The sequence below is a fragment of the Streptomyces omiyaensis genome, assembly GCF_014650895.1.
GTDB lineage: Bacteria > Actinomycetota > Actinomycetes > Streptomycetales > Streptomycetaceae > Streptomyces > Streptomyces omiyaensis.
Genome location: NZ_BMVV01000002.1, coordinates 500,525 through 518,774, shown reverse-complemented (window position 1 = coordinate 518,774; position 18,250 = coordinate 500,525). Strand labels below are relative to the sequence as shown.

The window sequence follows — 18,250 nt, the reverse complement described above, 5'->3', positions numbered from 1 at the left end:
CGGGCGGCGGTGGCTACGGCCGGTCGAGGCGGAGCCGTACCGCCTTCGGCAGCCCGGCCACGACCAGGTCGTACGAGTCCTCGACCAGCTCCCGGACCATCCGGTCCGGGAGCCCGGCCACCTCGACCGTGTTCCAGTGGCGCTTGTTCATGTGGTAGCCGGGGGTGATCGCCGGGTGCTCCTCGCGGAGCCGGACGGCGTCCTCCGGATCGCACTTCAGATTGACCCGCAGCGGCTCGCCGTCCAGCCGGGAGAGCGCGAAGAGCTTCCCCGCCACCTTGAAGACCGAGGTCTCGGGACCGAAGGGGAACTCCTCGGTGGCGTCGTCGAACTCCAGGCAGAAGGCGCGCAGCCGGTCCGGGGTCACTCCGGGTCCCCTCCTTCCGCGCCGACCGGGGCGACCGGCTCGACGAGCACGGTGACGATCTTGTTCCGGCGGCCGGCCGGGGCCTCGGCGGTCAGCCGCAGCTCCCGTCCGTCCGGCAGGGCGACGACGGCCGAGGCACCGGAGATCGGGACCCGGCCGAGGGCCTTGGCGAGCAGTCCGCCGACGGTCTCCACGTCCTCGTCGTCGAACTCGTCGGGACCGAAGCCGTACAGCTCGCCGAGGTCGCCGATGTCGAGGCGGGCGGTGACCCGGTGGCGCTCGTCCCCGAGCTCCGCGACGGGCGGCAGCTCCCGGTCGTACTCGTCGGTGATCTCGCCGACGATCTCCTCCAGGATGTCCTCGATGGTGACGATGCCGGCGGTGCCGCCGTACTCGTCGATGACGACGGCGACGTGGTTGCGCTCCTGCTGCATCTCGCGCAGCAGGTCGCCGGCGTTCTTGGTGTCGGGGACGAAGGCCGCCGCCCGCATCGCGGTGGAGACCAGGTCGGCCTCGGCGTCGCGGTTGATGTGCGTCTTGCGGACCAGGTCCTTCAGGTACACGATGCCGACGATGTCGTCCTCGTTCTCCCCCGTCACCGGGATCCGGGAGAAGCCGGAGCGCAGGGCGAGGGTGAGGGCCTGCCGGACGGTCTTGTACCGCTCGATGCAGATGAGGTCGGTGCGCGGCACCATCACCTCGCGGACCAGGGTGTCGCCCAGCTCGAAGACCGAGTGCACCATGCGGCGCTCGTCGTCCTCGATCAGCGACTCCTGCTCGGCGAGGTCGACCATCGCCCGCAGCTCCGCCTCGGAGGCGAAGGGGCCCTTGCGGAAGCCCTTGCCCGGGGTGAGCGCGTTGCCGATGAGGATCAGCAGCTGCGGGATCGGCCCCATGATCCGGGCCAGCGGCAGGAGGACGTACGCGGCGGCGGTCGCGGTGTTCAGCGGGTGCTGGCGGCCGATGGTGCGGGGCGAGACCCCGACGGCCACGTAGCTGACCAGGACCATCACGGCGATGGCGACGAGGAGCGCCTCCCAGGTCTCCGGGAAGTACTCCAGGCAGGCGTACGTGACGAGGACGCCGGCCGCCATCTCGCAGGCGACGCGGACGAGCAGCGCCACGTTGAGGTAGCGGGTGGGGTCCGCGGCGACCTGGGCGAGCTTGTCGGCGCCGCGCCGTCCGGAGCGGACGGCCTCGGCGGCGCGGAAGCTGGAGACGCGGGCGAGCCCGGCCTCGGCGCAGGCGGCGAGCCAGGCGACGACGACCAGGGCGACCGCGCCGAGGATCAGCTGGATGCTCATCGGGCGCGCGGGGTCAGTTGACGGTCGGGGCCGGGGACGGGCCGGTGAGGCCCTTCTCGGCGCGCCAGCCGTCGACGATGGCGGCCTGGAGGCCGAACATCTCGGCCTTCTCGTCCGGCTCCTCGTGGTCGTAGCCGAGGAGGTGGAGGACGCCGTGGACGGTGAGGAGCTGGAGCTCCTCGTCCATGGAGTGGTTCGTCGGGGCGTCCTCGCCCTGCTTCTTGGCGACCTCGGGGCAGAGCACGATGTCGCCGAGGAGCCCCTGCGGGGGCTCCTCGTCGTCCTTGGCCGGCGGGCGCAGCTCGTCCATCGGGAAGGACATGACGTCCGTCGGTCCGGGGAGGTCCATCCACTGGATGTGGAGCTGCTCCATCGCCTCCGCGTCCACCACGATCACCGAGAGCTCGGAGAGCGGGTGGATGCGCATGCGCCCGAGGGCGTAGCGGGCGACGTCGAGGATCGCCTGCTCGTCGACCTCGGTGCCGGACTCGTTGTTGACGTCGATCGACATGTGCGGTGCTTCTACTTCCCGTTGCGGCCGGTGCGCTGCTCGTTGGCGCTGTCGTACTTCTCGTACGCGTCGACGATACGGCCGACGAGCTTGTGCCGGACGACATCGTGGGACGTGAGCCGCGAGAAGTGGACGTCCTCGACGCCCTCCAGGATGTCCTGGACCTGGCGCAGACCGCTCTTCGTGCCGTTCGGCAGGTCGACCTGGGTCACGTCACCGGTGATGACGATCTTCGAGTCGAAGCCGAGCCGGGTGAGGAACATCTTCATCTGCTCGGGGCTCGTGTTCTGCGCCTCGTCGAGGATGATGAACGCGTCGTTGAGCGTCCGTCCGCGCATGTACGCCAGGGGCGCGACCTCGATCGTCCCGCTCGCCATCAGCTTGGGGATGGAGTCCGGGTCGAGCATGTCGTGCAGCGCGTCGTAGAGCGGGCGCAGGTACGGGTCGATCTTCTCGTAGAGCGTGCCGGGCAGGAAGCCGAGCCGCTCCCCGGCCTCGACCGCCGGGCGGGTCAGGATGATCCGGGTGACCTGCTTGGACTGCAGGGCCTGGACCGCCTTGGCCATCGCCAGGTAGGTCTTGCCGGTGCCGGCGGGACCGATGCCGAAGACGACCGTGTGCTTGTCGATCGCGTCGACGTACCGCTTCTGGTTCAGGGTCTTGGGGCGGATGGTGCGGCCGCGGCTGGAGAGGATGTTCTGGGTGAGCACCTCGGCCGGGGTCTCGTCGGCGCCTTCGCCGTTCTCGCTCGCCTTGAGCATGGCGATGGAGCGTTCCACTGCGTCCTCCGTCATCGGCTGTCCGGTGCGGAGCACCAGCATCATCTCGTCGAACAGGCGCTGGATGAGGGCGACTTCCGCAGGGTCGCCGACCGCGCTGACCTGATTGCCCCGGACGTGGATGTCCGCCCGGGGGAAGGCCTGCTCGATCACGCGGAGCAGGCTGTCACCGGAACCGAGGACGGTCACCATGGGGTGCTTCGCGGGCACCGCGAAGTGGGCACGGGCCTCGCCCGGCGTTCCGTTGGGTGCTGTGGGTGTCTGCGTCATGGGCCGGCACTCTGGCCTGCGCATACCTCCTGCTGCGGGGTTCTCGCTGCTCGACAACCTCTCGCGTCCCAGCGTACGACCTGGTGGCCGTGTGCCCGAAGCGGTTTACGGGACGGCCGCCCGGAAGCCGATGGTCGGCACCGCGCGGCGGGGCGGCCAGGGACGGGCGGGGGCCGGCAGGAGGCCCTCCAGGAAGGCGTAGCGGGCGCGCAGCGGCTCGGGGTCCTGGCGGCCGTCGTGCTGGACGCGCTGCCACCAGGCGGCGATCTCGGCCCAGGTCGGGGCGGAGAGGGAGCCGCCGAACTCCTGGACGGAGAGGGCGGCGGTGAGGCCGGCGAAGGCCAGGCGGTCGGCGAGCGGCCAGTCGGCGAGGGTGCCGGTGACGAACCCGGCGACGAAGACGTCGCCGGCGCCGGTCGGATCGAGGGCCTCGACGCGGATGGCGGGGACCTCGGCGGTCTCGCCGGTGGCGCCGTCGACGGCGTAGGCGCCCTCGGCACCGAGGGTGACGACCGCGTAGCGGACCTTCTCGGCGAGCGCGCGGGCGGCCGCGCGGGGGCAGTCGGTGCGGGTGTAGCGCATCGCCTCGGCGGCGTTGGGCAGGAAGGCCTCGCAGTGCTCCAGGTCGGTCAGGCCGGTCAGGTCCCAGCGGCCGGTGTCGTCCCAGCCGACGTCGGCGAAGACCTTGGCCCCGTCCCGGGCGGCCCGGGCCACCCACTCCTCGGCGCGGCCGGGGGCGAGGGAGGCGACCGCGGCCCGGGCCAGCGGCGGGCGGACCGTGGCGTCGCCGTCGGGGCGGGGGGCCTCGTGGCCGTGGGAGACCATCGTCCGCTCGCCCTCGTAGGCCATGGAGACGGTGACCGGGGAGTGCCAGCCCTCGACGGTGCGGGAGAGCGAGAGGTCGATGCCCTCGCCCTGGGCGAGGGCGTCCCAGCAGTACTCGCCGTAGTGGTCGTCGCCGAAGGCGGCGGCGAGGGAGGTGCGCAGGCCGAGGCGGGCGAGGGCGGTGGCCATGTTGGCGACGCCGCCGGGGCTGGAGCCCATGCCGCGGGCCCAGGACTCGGTGCCGCGGACGGGGGCGCTGTCGAGGCCGGTGAAGATGATGTCGAGGAAGACGGTGCCGGTCAGGAAGACGTCGCAGGCCGGGTCGGCGGGCTCGCGGACCGTCTCCAGCGGGTCGACGGGCCGGTCCCCCTGCGGCGGCGCCCCGCGCCGGTCTGCGCGCTGGCCTCCGTACGGCTCTCCGCGCTGGTCTCCGCTGGCTGTGCTCACGGCGAACTCCCCGGTCGTGGTGCGGCGGGATCGGCACCGGGTGCCGATCCGGACAGTGTGCCCGATGGGGTCGGGGTGACGGGGGTGACGCGACGGAACGCCCCCGCTTACCCCGGCCCACACCTCCCAAACCGATTGTGTCCCGTCTCACAGGACGAATCGGGGGAGAGCACCTTCTCCGCTCATTCGGTTGCTTGATACACATGGTGCCGCGACCCCGTGGATCACCGGGCGCCGTCTCATTCCCCCGTTCAGTTCCTGGAACGCCCATGCCGTCGCGCCCGCGCGCCCGGGGGGCCCTCGCCGCCCTCGTCGCCCTCTTCACGGCCGGATACCTCGCCCCGTACCTGCTGCCGACCGTCGTCGGCCGGCTCGCCGCCGGACTCGGCCTCGGCCCGTCCCAGGCCGGCCTGGTCGGCTCGGTGCTCCTGCTCGGCTCCGCCTCCGCCGGTTTCACCCTCGCCGCACGCGTCGAACGGATCGGCCCGCGCCGGGCCGCCCGCCTCGGACTCCTCGCCATGGCCCTGGGGTACGGCTCCGCCGCCGCGACCGGCACCCTGCCGCTGGTCGTCGCCGGTGTGGTCCTCGGCGGCTTCGGCTCGGGCACGGCGACGGCCGTCGCGGCCTCCGGGATCGCCGGGCAGCCGGACCCGCACCGCGCCTCCACGCTGGGCCTGCTCTCGGTCTCCGCCACGGCCGGCGCGCTGTACCTGACGCTGCCGCGGCTCGGCGGCGGCCACTCCCTGCCGCTGCTGGCGCTCGCCGGCGCGGCGGTCCTGGTCTGGCCGGTCACCGGGCGGCTGCCGGGCGCCCCCCGCGCGCGGGACGGCGCCCCCGCCGCGAGGGCCGCGGGTCCGCTGCCGTACCGCCGGGCCGGCGCCGTGCTCGCCGGCGGCATCCTGTGCTGGTCCCTCGCCCAGAACGCCCTGTGGGGCGTGAGCGGCCGCATCGGCACCGGGCAGGCCGGTCTCTCCGAGGTCACGGTCGGCGCCGTCTTCGCGCTGGCGCTCGGCGCGGGCCTCGCCGGGGTCACGGCGGCGGGCGCCCTGGGCTCCCGGCTCGGCCGGGCGGTCCCGATCGGCGCGGGCACGGTCCTCATCGCCCTCTGCGTGCTGCTCAGCTCGAACGCCCGCGGCCTCGCCACCTTCGCCGGCGGCGAGATCCTCTGGAACACCGTCTACCCCGTCGTCCTCTCCTACCTCCTCGGCCTCGCCGCCTCCCTCGACCCGCGCGGCCGGTGGGCGGTCCTGGTCGGCTCGGCCTCCTCCCTCGGCACCGCCTGCGGCCCGGTCGCCGGCAGCGTCCTCGCCGAGACGGCGGGCTATCCGGGCATGGGCGCGGTCCTCGGCGGCCTGCTGCTCCTGGTGGCGGCGCCCCTGACGGCGGTCGCCCGGCACGCCTCCGGCCGCCCCCTGGTACCGGGCTCCGTCCACCGCCGCGGGGGCGCGCCCGCGGCCTTCGTGGCGGGCGCGACGCCGGCTCCGACGGCGCTGGTGCCCCAGGTCGGCGCGCCGGAGCAGGAGATCGCGGCCATCGCGCCGCCGGTGTCCGCGCGCCGCCCCACCCGATCCGCCTTCCGCCTCGCCCGCCCCTCCCAGACCCCCTGACCCCGCCCCGGGCCCGCGCCCGACGGAACGGCGGGACCGCAGCGGGGCGGCGGGGCGCCGGAGGGCTCAGAAGGCGTAGGCGGCCACTTCGGCGAGGTAGCGCGCGCGACGGGGCTCGTCGTCGTCGAGGAAGGACGCCTCGAAGGAGTGCCGCGCCAGGACCCGCAACTGCTCCGGGGAGAGCCCGAGGGCGTCCCGCACCCCGTCGTAGTTGTCGCCGACGTAGCCGCCGAAGTAGGCGGGGTCGTCGGAGTTGACGGTGACCAGGAGCCCCGCGTCCAGCATGGCCCGCAGCGGATGGTCGGCGAGGGTGTCGATCACCCGGAGCCGGACGTTCGACAGCGGGCAGAGGGTGAGCGGGATCCGCTCGCGGACGAGGCGCTCGACGAGCTCCGGGTCCTCCATGCAGCGCAGTCCGTGGTCGATCCGTTCCACGCCGAGGACGTCGAGGGCCTCCCGGACGTACTCCGCCGGTCCCTCCTCGCCCGCGTGCGCGACCCGGCGCAGGCCGAGCCGGGCGGCCTCCTCGTACACCGCGCGGAACTTCGCCGGCGGGTGCCCGGCCTCGGCCGAGTCGAGGCCGACGCCGGTGATCCGGTGGAGGTGGGGCTTCGCGGCCTCCAGGGTGGCGAGCGCCGACTCGGCGGACTCGTCGCGCAGGAAGCACAGGATGAGCCGGGTGGAGATCCCGTACCGCTCCTCGGCACGGTCGAGGGAGGCGGACAGGCCCTCGATCACCGCGCCGAGGGGGACGCCGCGGGCGGTGTGGGCCTGCGGGTCGAAGAAGATCTCGGCGTGCCGGACGCCCTGGGCGGCGGCCCGCTCCAGGTAGGCGTCGGCGAGGTCGGTGAAGTCCTCGGGGGTGCGCAGGACCGCCATGAGGGCGTAGTAGAGGTCCAGGAAGGACTGGAGGTCGCCGAAGCGGTAGGCGGCGCGCAGTTCCCCGGCGTCCGCGTAGGGCAGGGTGACGCCGTTGCGGGCGGCGAGGGCGAAGGCCAGCTCGGGTTCGAGGGTGCCTTCGATGTGGAGGTGCAGTTCGGCCTTGGGGACGGGCATGTTCACGTTCGTTTCGGTACGGGGACCCTCATGAGGTCCTGGGCAATGCTCAGTTCGCCCTCGAATCCGGCGGCCCTGGCCTGCCGTTCGAATTCCGACGGGTCGGAGTAGCGCTGCGAGAAGTGGGTGAGGACGAGGTGGCGGACGCCCGCGTCGCGGGCGACGGCGGCGGCCTGTCCGGCGGTCAGGTGGCCGTGGTCCTCGGCGAGCCGGACGTCCGCGTCGAGGAAGGTCGACTCGATGACGAGCATGTCGGCGCCCTCCGCGAGGGCGTGGACGCCGTCGCAGAGCCGGGTGTCCATGACGAAGGCGAAGCGCTGGCCGTGCCGGACCTCGCTCACCTCCTCCAGGGTGACGCCGCCGAGGGCGCCCTCGCGCTGGATCCGGCCCGCGTCGGGGCCCTTGATGCCGTGCGCGGCGAGGCGTTCGGGCAGCAGCCGGCGTCCGTCGGGCTCGGTCAGCCGGTAGCCGAAGGACTCGACGGGGTGGGAGAGCCGGCGGGCCTCCAGGGTGAAGGCGTCGGTGACGGCGAGGGTGCCGTCCTCCGCGACCGGCGCCTCGGTCAGCCGCACGGTCTCGCGGTAGGCGGTGGCGTACCGCAGCCGCTCGAAGAAGTGCTGCCCGCTCGCCGGGTAGTGGGCGGTGACGGGGTGCGGGACCTGGTCGAGGTTGATCCGCTGGATCACCCCGGCCAGGCCCAGCGAGTGGTCGCCGTGGAAGTGCGTGACGCAGATCCGGTCCAGGTCGTGCGCGGCGACCCCGGCCCGCAGCATCTGCCGCTGGGTGCCCTCCCCGGGGTCGAAGAGGAGGCCGTGGCCGTCCCAGCGGAGCAGGTACCCGTTGTGGTTGCGGTGGCGGGTCGGGACCTGGCTGGCGGTGCCGAGGACGACCAGTTCGCGGACGGACACGTGGCTATCCGGGGGGCCAGTTGAGACCGCGGCCGCCCAGCACGTGCGCGTGCGCGTGGAAGACGGTCTGGCCGGCGCCGGCGCCGGTGTTGAGCACGATCCGGTAGCCGCTGCCGTCGATCTTCTCCTGCTCGGCGACCTCGCCGGCCTCGCGCAGCACGTCGGCGGCGACGCTCGGCGCGGCGGCGGCGAGCGAGGCGGCGTCCGGGTAGTGGAGGCGCGGGATGACGAGCACGTGGGTGGGCGCCTGCGGGTTGATGTCGCGGAAGGCCAGCGTGGTCTCGGTCTCGCGGACGAGCGTCGCCGGCACCTCCCCCGCCACGATCTTGCAGAACAGGCAGTCGCTCTGCGGCTCTCCGGCCATGCTCCGGGCCTCCTCGCCCTCGGGTGGTCAGTACCTGCGCATGCTATCCGGCGGCCCCGGTCAGTCCTTGGGCATCCGCCGGTTGAGGACCGTGCGGCTCACCCAGTACGTGATGATCACGGCCCAGAAGAGCGCCGTGCCGAGGGCCGCGACCACCCCGGAGTCGAGGGACCACAGCGCCATGGTGGCGACCGAGTGCAGCCCGAGCAGGGCGACGGCGGCGGCCATCGCGAGGACCGGCCGGCAGGTCCGGGCGACGAGGAGCAGCGGGCGGCGCAGCCGGGGCGGCACCCGGCGTCCCATCCACACGGCCCAGCCGGCCCAGGAGCCGACGACCACGGCCGCGCCGAGGGCGAAGGGCACGACGGCGTCGGCTCCGGTCGCCCCGGTGCGGGCGGGGGCGGAGCCGACGGCGGAGGCGATGAAGCCGAGCAGGGCGACCCAGCGGGCGCCGGCGGCGGTTCCCCAGGCCATCGCCTCCAGGTTGAAGCGGGCCTTGCGGTCGGTGAGGTCGAGCGCGGCGGAGGCGACGAAGCCCTCGGCGGCCTGGGTCCAGGCCCCGCGCCGCAGCCATCGGCGGCGCAGCCGGATCAGGGAGAGGTTGTTGTGGGCCTCGCTGCTCTGCGGGTTGAGCCGCAGGGTCGTCTCGTAGGCCTGCCGGGCGGTGGCGTGGTCGCCCCGCCGCTGGGCGGTGAGGCCGACGAGGAAGTGGGCGGCGTCCTCCTCGGGGCCGAGGGCGACGGCGGTGCGGGCGGCCTCGTAGGCGGCGGCGGTCCTGGCCCGGTCGCGGCCGCGGCCCGCCTCGGCAGTGGTGGCGAGCGCGGTGCCCAGCGCGTAGTGGGTGCCCCAGAAGTGCGGGGCCAGCTCGACGGCGCGGTGGGCGGCGGCCTCGGCGTCCCCGTACCGCTTGAGGGCGAGCAGGATCTGGGTGCGCATCAGGTGCGCCATGACCAGCTCGGGCTCGGAGCGCAGGGCCTGCTCGACGGCGACGAGGGCGGTGGCGTGGTCGCCCGCCCGGTGCCGGCAGCGGGCGAGCAGGGTGAGGGCGTCGGCGTCCTCGGGGTCGCCGGCGAGGTGCCGGGCGGCGAGCTCCCCGGCCTGCTCGTACCGGCCGGCCTCGTAGAGCGCCTCGGCCCTGGCCAGTGCGGTGGGCGTGGTCACAGCTTGCGCTTCCGCTTCAGGTAGGCGAGGAGGTCGTCGTAGAGACCGCCCTCGTTGGCGAACATGGCGACGTTCCGGGCGGCGGCGAACCAGGGTTCGGTGGAGGGCCGGAGCTGCCGGGCGGCGCCGAGCAGGTCCTTGGTGGTGATGAGCCGGACGGAGCCGGTGCGGGCGGAGTCGAGGAGGGCGGTCTCGGCGGCGGTCTCGCACAGGTGGGCGAGGTCGGCGCCGGAGAAGTCCTCGGTGACCTTGACGAGCTTGCCGAGGTCGACGGCCTCGATGGGCCTCTCGCGCAGGTGGTAGCGGAGGATCGCCTCGCGGGCGGGCGCGTCCGGCGGCAGCACGAGCAGGGTGCGGTCGAGCCGGCCGGGGCGGCGGAGGGCGATGTCGACGTCCCAGGGGACGTTGGTGGCGGCGAGGACGAAGATCCCCTCGTTGCCGGCGCCGGAGGCGATGCCGTCGAGCTCGGTGAGGAGCTGGTTGACGACGTTGCGGAGCCCGTTGCTGTGGGTGCGGGAGCGCTTGCCGCCGAGGGCGTCCAGCTCGTCGAGGAAGACGACGCAGGGGGCCTGCCGGCGGGCGGTCTCGAAGATGTCGTGGATGTTCTTCTCGGAGGCCCCGATCCACATGTCGAGGACGTCGGAGAGCGAGACGGTGAGGAAGTTCGCGCCGAGTTCGCCGGCGACGGCCCGGGCGATGAAGGTCTTGCCGCAGCCGGGAGGGCCGTAGAGGAGGAGGCCGCCGCGGAGCGACTTGCCGTAGAGCCGGCGGAGTTCGGGGTTGCGCATGGGCGCGAGGAAGGCGGCCTCCAGGCGCTCCTTGACGTCCGTCATGCCGCCGACGTCGGCGAGGCGTACGGCTCCGGGGGCGTCCACGTCCCAGGCCGCGGCGTCCCCGGCGGGGCCGTCCCCGCCGTCGGCCTGCGGTTCGTCCAGGAAGCGCGGCCCGACCAGGTCCGACACCTGCTCCTCGGCGGCGGCCCAGTCGAACGGGTCCTTCGCCCCGGACCGTACGGGGGCGGGCGCGGGCGGCTCCGCGGCGGCCGGCGGCTCCGGCGCGGGGGCGGGCGGCTCCGGCGCGGGAGCGGGCGCAGGGGCGGGCGGGACCGGCGGCATCCCCATGGCGCGGACCATCAGGGCCCGGGCGTCCGCGTCCCCCGGCGCGTGCTGGAGGGCGGCGGCGGCCTCCGCGACGGCCTCGTCGTTCCGCCCCTGCGCGAGGAGGAGTTCGGCGAAGTGGAGGCGGAGGGGAACGTCGCCGGGCGCGGCGGCGACCGCGGCGCGCAGACTGCGGATCAGGGGGGACTCGTCGGCCATGGGGGTCAGCCTAGAAAAGCCTCCCGGTGCTCGGACAGCGGGTCCCCTCGTTCGCTCCCTCCCCCGGACGGGGGCCGGCCCGGAAGAGCCGCCCGGCGCTCGGACGGCGGGTCCCCCGCTCGTTCCCCTCCCCCGGGCGGGGTCAGCTCCAGCGGCCGGTGCGGGCGAGGACGAGCGCGGCGGCCGCCGTGCCGGCCGTGGAGGTGCGCAGGACGCTCCGGCCGAGCCGGTACGGCTTCGCGCCCGCCGCCTCGAAGACGGCCAGCTCCTCCGGGGAGACCCCGCCCTCGGGGCCGACGACCAGCACGATCGAGCCGGCGGCCGGGAGTCCGGCGGTGGCGAGGGCGCCGCTGGGGTGGTCGCGGTCCTCGTGCAGCACGGCCGCGAAGTCGGCGGTGGCGAGGAGGGCGGCCGCCTGCTTGGTGGTCACGAGCTCGGCGACCTCCGGGAAGCGGGTGCGGCGGGACTGCTTGCCGGCCTCGCGGGCGGTGGCGCGCCACTTGGCGAGCGCCTTGAGGCCGCGGTCGCCGCGCCACTGGGTGATGCAGCGGGAGGCGGCCCAGGGCACGATCGCGTCGACGCCGGTCTCGGTCATGGTCTCGACGGCGAGCTCGCCCCGGTCGCCCTTGGGCAGTGCCTGGACGACGGTGATCCGGGGCTCCTCCGCGGGGTCCTCGTGGTCGGCGGTCACCTCGACGGTCAGCCGGTCCTTGCCCTCGGCGGCCCGCACCACGCACTCCGCCCAGCGGCCCCGGCCGTCGGCGAGGACGAGCTCCTCGCCGGCCTGGAGCCGCTTCACGGAGACGGCGTGCCGCCCCTCGGGCCCCTCCAGGACGAAGGTGCCGGCGCCGGGGACGGCGTCGACGACGAAGACGGGGGCGGTCATGAGGCACTCCTGGGAGCCGGATCGGCGAGGTCGGTGAGGGCGGTGTCGAGTTCGGCGGCGAGCAGCGCGACGAGCTCCCCCGCGGGGAGCCCGCGGGCCAGACGGTGGCCCTGGCCCGCCCACAGGGCCATGCCCTGGGCGTCGCCCGCGTCGGCGGCGGCCTTCCGCAGCGGGGCGGTGAGGTGGTGGATCTCGGGGTAGCCGGCGGGGGCGTACGGCCCGTGCTCGCGCATGAAGCGGTTGACGAGCCCGCGGGCCGGGCGGCCGGAGAAGGCCCGGGTGAGGGCGGTGCGGGTGAAGAGCGGATCGGTCAGGGCCCGCTTGTGCAGGGGGTGGGCGCCGGACTCGGGGCAGCCGAGGAAGGCGGTGCCGAGCTGGGCGGCGGCGGCCCCGGCGGCGAGCACGGCGGCGATCTGCGCGCCGCGCATGAGGCCGCCGGCGGCGACCAGCGGCAGTCCGGTGGTCTCCCGCACCACGCCCAGCAGGGCGAGGAGGCCGGTGCCGGGCTGCTCGTCGGCCGGGTCGTCGCGGTGGGAACCCTGGTGGCCGCCCGCCTCGACCCCCTGCACGCAGAGCGCGTCGGCCCCGGCTGCCAGGGCGGTGCGGGCCTCCTCGGCGGAGGTGACGGTGACGATCGTGTACGTGCCGGCGCGGGCGAAGGCCTCGAAGGTCTCGGGTTTCGGGCAGCCGAAGGTGAAGGAGACGACGGGGACCGGGTCCTCCAGGAGGATCGCCAGCTTGGACTCGTACCCGTCGTCGCGGCCGTCGTCGGTCTCGCCGAGCGCGGTGTCGTACCAGCCGGCCTCCCCGGCGAGCTGGTGGCGGTAGACCTCGATGGCCGCCGGGTCGGCGCCGGGGCCGGTCCCGGGCATGAAGACGTTGACGCCGAAGGGCCGTCCGGTCAGCCCGCGGACCTGTTTGATCTCCTGGTACAGGCTGCCCGCCGTCTTGTACCCGGCCGCGAGGAAGCCGAGCGCGCCCGCCGCGGCGACGGCGCCGACGAGCGCGGGAGTGGAAGCGCCACCCGCCATGGGGGCCTGCACGATCGGGTACCGGAAGAGATCGTTCAGCGCGGTGGTGGACATATGGGCATCGTGTCATGCCCCCTCCCCGGCACGGGAAAGGGGCGGCACTCAGAGTGCCGCCCCTCTCACGCACCGGTCATGCGCGGGCTCGTGCGTCCGTCACGCGGTCCCGTCCGCTCAGCGCCCGTTGAAGGCGTCCTTCAGCCGGGAGAACAGCCCCTGCTGCCCCGGCTGGAACTGACCCGTGGGCCGCTCCTCGCCGCGCAGCTTGGCCAGTTCGCGCAGCAGGCGCTCCTGCTCGGGGTCGAGCTTGGTCGGGGTCTGGACCTCGACGTGGACGATCAGGTCGCCGCGCCCGTTGCCCCGCAGGTGGGTGATGCCGCGGCCGTGCAGCGGGACCGACTGGCCCGACTGCGTGCCCGGACGGATGTCGATCTCCTCCAGCCCGTCGAGCGTCTGCAGCTGCACCTTGGTGCCGAGCGCCGCCGCCGTCATCGGGAGGGTCACGGTGCAGTGCAGGTCGTCGCCGCGCCGCTGGAAGACCTCGTGCGGGGTCTCCTGGATCTCGACGTACAGGTCGCCGGCGGGGCCGCCGCCGGGGCCGACCTCGCCCTCGCCCGCGAGCTGGATCCGGGTGCCGTTGTCGACACCGGCCGGGATCTTGACCGTCAGGGTGCGGCGCGACCGGACCCGCCCGTCGCCCGCGCACTCGGGGCACGGGGTCGGGACGACGGTGCCGAAGCCCTGGCACTGGGGGCAGGGCCGGGAGGTCATGACCTGGCCGAGGAACGACCGGGTGACCTGCGAGACCTCGCCGCGGCCGCGGCACATGTCACAGGTCTGCGCGGAGGTGCCCGGCGCGGCGCCCTCACCCGAACAGGTGGTGCAGACGACGGCCGTGTCGACCTGGATGTCCTTGGTGGTGCCGAAGGCCGCCTCGTTGAGGTCGATCTCCAGACGGATCATGGCGTCCTGGCCGCGGCGGGTCCGCGAGCGCGGTCCGCGCTGCGAGGCCTGCCCGAAGAAGGCGTCCATGATGTCGGAGAAGTTGCCGAAGCCACCGGCCCCGAAGCCGCCCGCGCCACCGCCGCCGGAGGCGGAGAGGGGGTCGCCGCCGAGGTCGTAGACCTGCTTCTTCTGCGGGTCCGACAGCACCTCGTAGGCGGCGTTGATCTCCTTGAACCGCTCCTGCGTCTTCGGGTCCGGATTGACGTCCGGGTGAAGCTCACGGGCGAGGCGCCGGAAGGCCTTCTTGATCTCGTCCTGGGAAGCGTCGCGGCGCACGCCGAGCACGGCGTAGTAGTCCGTGGCCACTTACGACTCCGCCAGGATCTGTCCGACGTAACGTGCCACTGCGCGTACCGCTCCCATCGTTCCGGGGTAGTCCATGCGGGTCGGTCCGACCACGCCGAGTTTGGCGACTGCCTCGCCGCCCGAACCGTAGCCGACCGAGACGACGGACGTGGAGTTCAGCCCCTCGTAGGCGTTCTCGTGCCCGATGCGTACGGTCATGCCCGATTCCTTGACCTCGCCGAGCAGCTTGAGGAGCACGACCTGCTCCTCCAGAGCTTCCAGGACGGGCCTGATCGTCAGCGGGAAGTCGTGTCCGAAGCGGGTGAGATTGGCGGTGCCGCCGATCATCAGCCGCTCCTCATGCTCCTCCACGAGCGTTTCGAGGAGGGTCGCGAGCACGGTCGTGACCGTGGCGCGGTCCTCGGGCTCCTCGAAGGACTCGGGGAGGTCCTGCACCAGCTGCGGCACGTCGGCGAAGCGACGGCCGCCGACCCGGCCGTTGAGCCGGGCCCGCAGGTCGGCGAGGGAGGTCTCGCCGAAGGGCGCGGGGCAGTCGATCACCCGCTGCTCGACCCGTCCGGTGTCCGTGATGAGGACGAGCATCAGCCGGGCCGGGGCCAGCGACAGCAGCTCGACGTGACGGATGGAGGAGCGGGTGAGCGAGGGGTACTGGACGACGGCGACCTGACGGGTCAGCTGCGCGAGCAGCCGCACCGTCCGGCCCACGACGTCGTCCAGGTCGACGGCACCGTCGAGGAAGTTGTGGATGGCGCGCCGCTCCGGGGTCGACAGCGGCTTGACGCCGGCCAGCCGGTCCACGAAGAGGCGGTAGCCCTTGTCGGTGGGGATCCGCCCGGCGCTGGTGTGGGGCTGGGCGATGTACCCCTCCTCCTCCAGCACCGCCATGTCGTTGCGCACGGTGGCGGGCGACACGCCGAGCTTGTGGCGCTCGGTGAGCGCCTTGGAGCCGACCGGCTCCTCCGTCCCGACGTAGTCCTGGACGATGGCGCGCAGCACCTCGAGTCTGCGTTCGCTCAGCACGCGCACACCTCCCGCTCCAGCCGTTCCGGTTGCTCCGCTTTTGGCACTCGCCCTGCCCGAGTGCCAGGAAACCCCCGGCCAGTGTACGGCCGGGCCGGTCGCTCCTGGCAAGGAGGCGGACCCGCTAGCGTCGGGCACATGGACATCGAACAGGCGGTCTGGGCGGCTCAGGGGTGGGAACGACTGGCGGACGGGGTGGGCCGGCGACGGCTCCCCGGCTGGGACGCGACCACGGGACTGGTCGTGGGGGACAAGGCCGTTCTGCTCTACGACACCGGCGCCACGCTCGCCGAGGGAGCCGAGATCCGCGCCCAGGCGGAGGCGATCACCGGCGGCCGGCGCGTGACGCACATCGCACTCGGCCACCCCCACTTCGACCACGTCCTCGGCACCGCCGCCTTCGCGGGCGCGGAGGTCTTCGGCGCGGTCGGCATGGACGAGCTGCTCGCCTCCCCCCGGACCCGCGAGGAGCTCTGCACGGACGCGGTACGGCAGGGGGTGGAGGAGCGGGCGGCGGCCGAGGCAGCGGAGGCGCTGGTGGCCCCGCGCCACACCGTGACCGGCGAGCGGACCCTCGACCTGGGCGGCCGGCAGGTCCTCCTCGCCAACGTCGGCCCCGGCCACACCGGCCACGACCTGGTGCTCCTGGTGCCGGGCGAGCGCGAGACCGTCTTCTGCGGCGACCTGGTCGAGGAGTCCGGCGAGCCCCAGGCGGGACCCGACGCGATCGGCACCCGCTGGCCCGACGCCCTCGACCGCCTCCTCGCCCTCGGCGGCGAGGACGCCCTGTACGTCCCGGGCCACGGCGCCGTCGTCGACGCGGCTTTCGTCCGACGCCAGCGCGATGAACTGGCACGCCGCTTCCGGGTGTCGTAGCGTCCCCGGAATGCGCAGCTACAACCCGGACCTGACGCCGCCCTGGAAGAAGCAGGCCGCCGCCCCCGAGGTCCCGGCCGAGCCGGAGCTGGTCGTCGAGGAGGTCACGACGGGCTTCTGCGGGGCGGTGATCCGCTGCGAGGCCGGCACGGTGACCCTGGAGGACCGCTTCGGCAAGCACCGGGTCTTCCCGATGGAACCCCGCGGCTTCCTCCTGGAGGGGCGCGTGGTGACGCTGGTGCGCCCCGCCTCCGGCGGACCGGCCCGCCCGGCCCGTACGGCCTCCGGCTCGGTCGCCGTCCCCGGCGCGCGGGCCCGGGTGGCACGGGCGAGCCGCATCTACGTGGAGGGCCGGCACGACGCCGAGCTGGTCGAGCGGGTCTGGGGCGACGACCTGCGCGTCGAGGGCGTGGTGGTGGAGTACCTGGAGGGCGTCGACCACCTGCCGGAGATCGTCGCCGGCTTCGCCCCGGGCCCGGACGCCCGCCTCGGCGTCCTCGTCGACCACCTGGTCCCGGGCTCCAAGGAGTCCCGCATCGCCGCCGGGATCGCCTCCCCCGACGTCCTGGTGGTCGGCCACCCCTACATCGACGTCTGGCAGGCGGTGAAGCCGTCCGTCCTCGGCATCCCCGCCTGGCCGGAGGTCCCCCGCGGCCAGGACTGGAAGACCGGCACCTGCCGGGCCCTCGGCTGGCCCGCCGACAACACGGGCGCGGTCTGGCAGGCCATCCTGAAGCGCGTCACGTCCTACCGGGACCTGGAGCCGGAGCTGCTGGGCCGCGTGGAGGAGCTCATCGACTTCGTGACGGCGGGCCCGCCCCACTAGGCGGCTCCCTGCCGCCCGCCGGGCGGTGCCCCACCGGTCGGGCCGGGCGGCGTCCCGTCACCCGCCGGGCGGTGACCCGCCGGCCGGGCCGGGGTCGGCCGGCGGAACGGGGCACCGCCGGTCCCCTAGTCCACCAGGTCCCGCACCACCGCGTCGGCCAGCAGCCGCCCGCGCAGCGTCAGCACGGCCCGCCCGGCGGCGTACGGCTCCGCGTCGAGCAGCCCGTCGGCCAGCGCCTTCCGCGACGCGTCGAGCCCCGCGGGCTTCAGCAGCGCCAGCTCGACCCCTTCCCGGAGCCGCAGCTCCAGCAGGATCCGCTCGACCCTCCGGTCCTCCTCGGACAGCACCTCACGGCCGGCGCCCGGCGACTTCCCGGCCCCGAGCGCGGCGGCGTACGCACCGGGGTGCTTGACGTTCCACCACCGCACCCCGCCCACGTGCGAGTGGGCGCCGGGTCCGGCGCCCCACCAGTCGGCGCCGCGCCAGTACAGCTCGTTGTGCAGGCAGCGCCCGGCCTCGGAGGTGGCCCAGTTCGACACCTCGTACCAGGCGTACCCGGCCTTCTCGAAGGCCTCGTCGGCGATGAGGTACCGGTCGGCGTGCACGTCGTCGTCGGTCATCGGGACCTCGCCCCGGCGGATCCGCCGGGCGAGCTGCGTCCCCTCCTCGACGATCAGGGCGTAGGCGCTGACGTGGTCGGGACCGGCGCCGATGGCCGCGTCGAGGGAGGCCCGCCAGTCGTCGTCGGACTCGCCGGGGGTGCCGTAGATCAGGTCCAGGTTGACGTGGTCGAAGCCGGCGGCACGCGCCTCCTCGACGCACGCCTCGGGGCGGCCGGGGGTGTGGGTCCGGTCGAGGATCCGCAGCACGTGCGGCCGGGCGCTCTGCATCCCGAAGGAGATCCGGTTGAACCCGCCGGCCCGCAGCTCCTCCAGGTAGGCGGGGTCCACGGACTCCGGGTTCGCCTCGGTCGTCACCTCGGCGTCGTCGGCGAGCCCGAACTCGTCCCGGATCGCCCCCAGCATCCGGACGAGGTCGCCGGCGGCCAGCAGCGTCGGCGTGCCGCCGCCCACGAAGACGGTCCGCACCGGCCTCGGGTCGTCGCCGAGCACCTTGCGGGCGAGCCGGATCTCCTCGGCGACCTGCCCCGCGTAGTTGTCCCGCGAGGCGAGCACGCCGCCGGCACCGCGCAGCTCGCTCGCGGTGTACGTGTTGAAGTCGCAGTAGCCGCACCGCGTGGCGCAGTACGGCACGTGCAGATAGAACCCGAGCGGCCGGTCCCCGGCCCCCTCCAGGGCGCGCGCGGGCAGCGCCCCGTCCTCGGGCACGGGCTCACCATCGGGCAGTACGGAAGGCATGGGGTCCATTGTCCCGTACCGCCCGAGGTG

Annotated in this window: 18 protein-coding genes; 3 read left to right on the top strand and 15 right to left on the bottom strand. The window is 74.3% G+C overall.

The annotated features are described in order from the left end of the window. Nucleotides 1-13 precede the first annotated feature (13 nt). The 5 genes from IE287_RS05240 to IE287_RS05220 all read right to left on the bottom strand — a co-directional run bounded on the left by IE287_RS05240 (nucleotide 14) and on the right by IE287_RS05220 (nucleotide 4,404). Nucleotides 14-367 carry an MmcQ/YjbR family DNA-binding protein gene (locus IE287_RS05240; RefSeq protein ID WP_189847666.1) on the bottom strand — a complete coding sequence of 118 codons (354 nt, stop codon included), beginning with the start codon at nucleotides 365-367 and terminating at the stop codon, nucleotides 14-16. After that, nucleotides 364-1,671: a hemolysin family protein gene (locus IE287_RS05235; protein ID WP_189847665.1), complete on the bottom strand. Its 1,308-nt coding sequence runs from the start codon at nucleotides 1,669-1,671 to the stop codon at nucleotides 364-366. Before IE287_RS05235 ends, IE287_RS05240 begins: the two co-directional genes overlap by 4 nt. A 13-nt stretch (nucleotides 1,672-1,684) precedes the next feature. Further along, on the bottom strand, nucleotides 1,685-2,182 hold the full coding sequence (gene ybeY, locus IE287_RS05230) for an rRNA maturation RNase YbeY (RefSeq protein WP_043221475.1): 498 nt from the start codon (nucleotides 2,180-2,182) through the stop codon (nucleotides 1,685-1,687). 11 nt (nucleotides 2,183-2,193) lie between these two features. Beyond that, nucleotides 2,194-3,231: a PhoH family protein gene (locus IE287_RS05225; protein ID WP_189847664.1), complete on the bottom strand. Its 1,038-nt coding sequence runs from the start codon at nucleotides 3,229-3,231 to the stop codon at nucleotides 2,194-2,196. Between the two features lie 105 nt (nucleotides 3,232-3,336). Continuing rightward, on the bottom strand, nucleotides 3,337-4,404 hold the full coding sequence (locus tag IE287_RS05220) for a PfkB family carbohydrate kinase (RefSeq protein ID WP_189847772.1): 1,068 nt from the start codon (nucleotides 4,402-4,404) through the stop codon (nucleotides 3,337-3,339). Between the two features lie 368 nt (nucleotides 4,405-4,772). Between IE287_RS05220 and IE287_RS05215 the strand changes: the two genes are divergently transcribed. Beyond that, a complete protein-coding gene (locus IE287_RS05215; RefSeq protein ID WP_189847663.1) occupies nucleotides 4,773-6,110 on the top strand; it encodes an MFS transporter in 1,338 nt (445 codons plus the stop codon). A 66-nt stretch (nucleotides 6,111-6,176) separates the two neighbouring features. On the opposite strand, the gene IE287_RS05210 is transcribed toward IE287_RS05215, so the two are convergent. From IE287_RS05210 to hrcA, 9 genes are all read right to left on the bottom strand, one after another. After that, nucleotides 6,177-7,166 carry an adenosine deaminase gene (locus IE287_RS05210; RefSeq protein WP_189847771.1) on the bottom strand — a complete coding sequence of 330 codons (990 nt, stop codon included), beginning with the start codon at nucleotides 7,164-7,166 and terminating at the stop codon, nucleotides 6,177-6,179. A 2-nt stretch (nucleotides 7,167-7,168) separates the two neighbouring features. Then, nucleotides 7,169-8,074 (bottom strand): ribonuclease Z, encoded by a 906-nt coding sequence (locus IE287_RS05205; protein WP_189847662.1) that lies wholly within the window; start codon nucleotides 8,072-8,074, stop codon nucleotides 7,169-7,171. Nucleotides 8,075-8,078: 4 nt separating this feature from the next. Continuing rightward, nucleotides 8,079-8,438, bottom strand: coding sequence for a histidine triad nucleotide-binding protein (locus tag IE287_RS05200; RefSeq protein ID WP_189847661.1), 360 nt, complete (start codon nucleotides 8,436-8,438; stop codon nucleotides 8,079-8,081). Between the two features lie 60 nt (nucleotides 8,439-8,498). Beyond that, on the bottom strand, nucleotides 8,499-9,599 hold the full coding sequence (locus tag IE287_RS05195; protein WP_189847660.1) for a tetratricopeptide repeat protein: 1,101 nt from the start codon (nucleotides 9,597-9,599) through the stop codon (nucleotides 8,499-8,501). Then, entirely contained in the window at nucleotides 9,596-10,915 is a 1,320-nt protein-coding gene (locus IE287_RS05190) for an ATP-binding protein (RefSeq protein WP_189847659.1), read from the bottom strand. Before IE287_RS05190 ends, IE287_RS05195 begins: the two co-directional genes overlap by 4 nt. Nucleotides 10,916-11,057: 142 nt before the next feature. Continuing rightward, complete coding sequence (locus IE287_RS05185; protein ID WP_189847658.1) at nucleotides 11,058-11,801, bottom strand: 16S rRNA (uracil(1498)-N(3))-methyltransferase; 744 nt, start codon at nucleotides 11,799-11,801, stop codon at nucleotides 11,058-11,060. Continuing rightward, the gene (locus IE287_RS05180) at nucleotides 11,798-12,886 is read right to left on the bottom strand and encodes a nitronate monooxygenase (protein ID WP_189847657.1); all 1,089 of its coding nucleotides are present in this window, start codon (nucleotides 12,884-12,886) and stop codon (nucleotides 11,798-11,800) included. Before IE287_RS05180 ends, IE287_RS05185 begins: the two co-directional genes overlap by 4 nt. A 117-nt stretch (nucleotides 12,887-13,003) precedes the next feature. Next, nucleotides 13,004-14,140, bottom strand: coding sequence for a molecular chaperone DnaJ (gene dnaJ, locus IE287_RS05175; protein ID WP_189847656.1), 1,137 nt, complete (start codon nucleotides 14,138-14,140; stop codon nucleotides 13,004-13,006). Beyond that, on the bottom strand, nucleotides 14,141-15,160 hold the full coding sequence (gene hrcA, locus IE287_RS05170) for a heat-inducible transcriptional repressor HrcA (protein WP_189847655.1): 1,020 nt from the start codon (nucleotides 15,158-15,160) through the stop codon (nucleotides 14,141-14,143). A gap of 138 nt (nucleotides 15,161-15,298) precedes the next feature. Here hrcA and IE287_RS05165 point away from each other — a divergent pair, with 138 nt between their 5' ends. Both IE287_RS05165 and IE287_RS05160 read left to right on the top strand, forming a co-directional pair. After that, entirely contained in the window at nucleotides 15,299-16,036 is a 738-nt protein-coding gene (locus IE287_RS05165) for an MBL fold metallo-hydrolase (protein WP_189847654.1), read from the top strand. 10 nt (nucleotides 16,037-16,046) lie between these two features. Next, nucleotides 16,047-16,862, top strand: a complete 816-nt coding sequence (locus IE287_RS05160) for a DUF3097 domain-containing protein (RefSeq protein ID WP_189847653.1) — start codon at nucleotides 16,047-16,049, stop codon at nucleotides 16,860-16,862. Between the two features lie 125 nt (nucleotides 16,863-16,987). Here the strand turns inward: IE287_RS05160 and hemW are convergent, their stop codons facing one another. Next, nucleotides 16,988-18,229: a radical SAM family heme chaperone HemW gene (gene hemW, locus IE287_RS05155; protein WP_189847652.1), complete on the bottom strand. Its 1,242-nt coding sequence runs from the start codon at nucleotides 18,227-18,229 to the stop codon at nucleotides 16,988-16,990. Nucleotides 18,230-18,250: the final 21 nt, after the last annotated feature.

Bases quoted from the DNA above. Each gene is read 5' to 3' on its own strand.
- IE287_RS05235 (WP_189847665.1), bottom strand. From the start codon at position 1,671: ATGAGCATCCAGCTGATCCTCGGCGCGGTCGCCCTGGTCGTCGTCGCC.
- ybeY (WP_043221475.1), bottom strand. From the start codon at position 2,182: ATGTCGATCGACGTCAACAACGAGTCCGGCACCGAGGTCGACGAGCAG.
- IE287_RS05225 (WP_189847664.1), bottom strand. From the start codon at position 3,231: ATGACGCAGACACCCACAGCACCCAACGGAACGCCGGGCGAGGCCCGT.
- IE287_RS05215 (WP_189847663.1), top strand. From the start codon at position 4,773: ATGCCGTCGCGCCCGCGCGCCCGGGGGGCCCTCGCCGCCCTCGTCGCC.
- IE287_RS05210 (WP_189847771.1), bottom strand. From the start codon at position 7,166: ATGCCCGTCCCCAAGGCCGAACTGCACCTCCACATCGAAGGCACCCTC.
- IE287_RS05200 (WP_189847661.1), bottom strand. From the start codon at position 8,438: ATGGCCGGAGAGCCGCAGAGCGACTGCCTGTTCTGCAAGATCGTGGCG.
- IE287_RS05190 (WP_189847659.1), bottom strand. From the start codon at position 10,915: ATGGCCGACGAGTCCCCCCTGATCCGCAGTCTGCGCGCCGCGGTCGCC.
- IE287_RS05185 (WP_189847658.1), bottom strand. From the start codon at position 11,801: ATGACCGCCCCCGTCTTCGTCGTCGACGCCGTCCCCGGCGCCGGCACC.
- IE287_RS05180 (WP_189847657.1), bottom strand. From the start codon at position 12,886: ATGTCCACCACCGCGCTGAACGATCTCTTCCGGTACCCGATCGTGCAG.
- IE287_RS05165 (WP_189847654.1), top strand. From the start codon at position 15,299: ATGGACATCGAACAGGCGGTCTGGGCGGCTCAGGGGTGGGAACGACTG.
- IE287_RS05160 (WP_189847653.1), top strand. From the start codon at position 16,047: ATGCGCAGCTACAACCCGGACCTGACGCCGCCCTGGAAGAAGCAGGCC.
- hemW (WP_189847652.1), bottom strand. From the start codon at position 18,229: ATGGACCCCATGCCTTCCGTACTGCCCGATGGTGAGCCCGTGCCCGAG.